This is a genomic window from Nocardia sp. JCM 38205, assembly GCF_058222935.1.
Genome location: NZ_JBYHFL010000017.1, coordinates 1 through 2,523 on the forward strand (window position 1 = coordinate 1; position 2,523 = coordinate 2,523).

Sequence of the window (2,523 nt, forward strand, 5' to 3'; positions counted from 1 at the left end):
CGTGCCTTTTGAAGAATGAGCCTGCGAGTTAGTGGCATGTGGCGAGGTTAACCCGTGGTGGGGTAGCCGTAGCGAAAGCGAGTCCGAATAGGGCGCCCAGAGTCGCATGTTCTAGACCCGAAGCGGAGTGATCTACCCATGGCCAGGGTGAAGCAGCTGTAAGAGGTTGTGGAGGCCCGAACCCACTTAGGTTGAAAACTGAGGGGATGAGCTGTGGGTAGGGGTGAAAGGCCAATCAAACTCCGTGATAGCTGGTTCTCCCCGAAATGCATTTAGGTGCAGCGTCACGTGTTTCACGCCGGAGGTAGAGCTACTGGATGGCCTAGGGGGCCCACAAGCTTACCGAAGTCAGCCAAACTCCGAATGCCGGTGTGTGAGAGCGTGGCAGTGAGACTGCGGGGGATAAGCTTCGTAGTCGAGAGGGAAACAGCCCAGATCGCCGGCTAAGGCCCCTAAGCGTGTACTAAGTGGAAAAGGATGTGGAGTCGCGAAGACAACCAGGAGGTTGGCTTAGAAGCAGCCACCCTTGAAAGAGTGCGTAATAGCTCACTGGTCAAGTGATTCTGCGCCGACAATGTAGCGGGGCTCAAGTACACCGCCGAAGCCGCGGCACTCCAACATGACATCGGTGTGTTCCTGCGGGAGCGCATCCAGTGGTTGGGGTGGGTAGGGGAGCGTCGTGTGTCCAGGGAAGCAGCGGGGTGACCTAGTTGTGGAGGGCATGCGAGTGAGAATGCAGGCATGAGTAGCGAAAGACGAGTGAGAAACTCGTCCGCCGAATGACCAAGGGTTCCTGGGCCAGGTTAATCCGCCCAGGGTGAGTCGGGACCTAAGGCGAGGCCGACAGGCGTAGTCGATGGACAACGGGTTGATATTCCCGTACCCGTGTATCCGCGCCCATGCTGAATCAGTGGTACTAACCATCCAAAACCGGACGGATTCTCTTCGGAGAACCTGATGGGGCTGCATGGGACCTTCGCTGGTAGTAGGCAAGCGATGGGGTGACGCAGGAAGGTAGCTGGGCCAGTCAGTGGTTGTACTGGTGTAAGCCTGTAGGGCGTTGTGTAGGCAAATCCGCACAGCATTGAGCCTGAGAGGTGATGCGTAGCCGATTGAGGCGAATTCAGTGATCCTATGCTGCCGAGAAAAGCCTCTAGTGAGTTGGTACACGGCCCGTACCCCAAACCGACACAGGTGGTCAGGTAGAGAATACCGAGGCGATCGAGAGAACTGTGGTTAAGGAACTCGGCAAAATGCCCCCGTAACTTCGGGAGAAGGGGGACCTGATCTGGTGACGAGTCTTGCACTCTGAGCTGGGTTGGGTCGCAGAGACCAGAGAGAAGCGACTGTTTACTAAAAACACAGGTCCGTGCGAAGTCGTAAGACGATGTATACGGACTGACGCCTGCCCGGTGCCGGAAGGTTAAGAGGACCGGTTAGCGCCCTTCGGGGTGCGAAGCTGAGAATTTAAGCCCCGGTAAACGGCGGTGGTAACTATAACCATCCTAAGGTAGCGAAATTCCTTGTCGGGTAAGTTCCGACCTGCACGAATGGCGTAACGACTTCTCTGCTGTCTCAACCACAGACTCGGCGAAATTGCATTACGAGTAAAGATGCTCGTTACGCGCGGCAGGACGAAAAGACCCCGGGACCTTCACTATAGCTTGGTATTGGTGTTCGGTACGGTTTGTGTAGGATAGGTGGGAGACTGTGAAGCATGCACGCCAGTGTGTGTGGAGTCGTCGTTGAAATACCACTCTGATCGTATTGGACCTCTAACCTCGGACCATGATCTGGTTCAGGGACAGTGCCTGGTGGGTAGTTTAACTGGGGCGGTTGCCTCCCAAAATGTAACGGAGGCGCCCAAAGGTTCCCTCAGCCTGGTTGGCAATCAGGTGTCGAGTGCAAGTGCACAAGGGAGCTTGACTGTGAGACAGACATGTCGAGCAGGGACGAAAGTCGGGACTAGTGATCCGGCACCGGCATGTGGAAGCGGTGTCGCTCAACGGATAAAAGGTACCCCGGGGATAACAGGCTGATCTTCCCCAAGAGTCCATATCGACGGGATGGTTTGGCACCTCGATGTCGGCTCGTCGCATCCTGGGGCTGGAGTAGGTCCCAAGGGTTGGGCTGTTCGCCCATTAAAGCGGCACGCGAGCTGGGTTTAGAACGTCGTGAGACAGTTCGGTCTCTATCCGCCGCGCGCGTCAGAAACTTGAGGAAGGCTGTCCCTAGTACGAGAGGACCGGGACGGACGAACCTCTGGTGTGCCAGTTGTCCTGCCAAGGGCACTGCTGGTTGGCTACGTTCGGAAGGGATAACCGCTGAAAGCATCTAAGCGGGAAGCCTGTTCCAAGATGAGGTTTCTCACCCACTTGATGGGTTAAGGCCCCCTACAGACCATGGGGTTGATAGGCCAGAACTGGAAGCCCGGTAACGGGTGGAGGTGACTGGTACTAATAGGCCGAGGACTTACCAACAAAGAAGCTACGCGTCCACTGTGCAGTATCTGAAACAACACAC

General features: G+C 56.1%; 1 rRNA gene. It reads left to right on the plus strand.

From position 1 onward, the window contains the following. Positions 1-2,480 (plus strand): 23S ribosomal RNA (locus tag AC4HOU_RS29110); the annotation flags it as partial. Between the last annotated feature and the right edge of the window lie 43 nt (positions 2,481-2,523).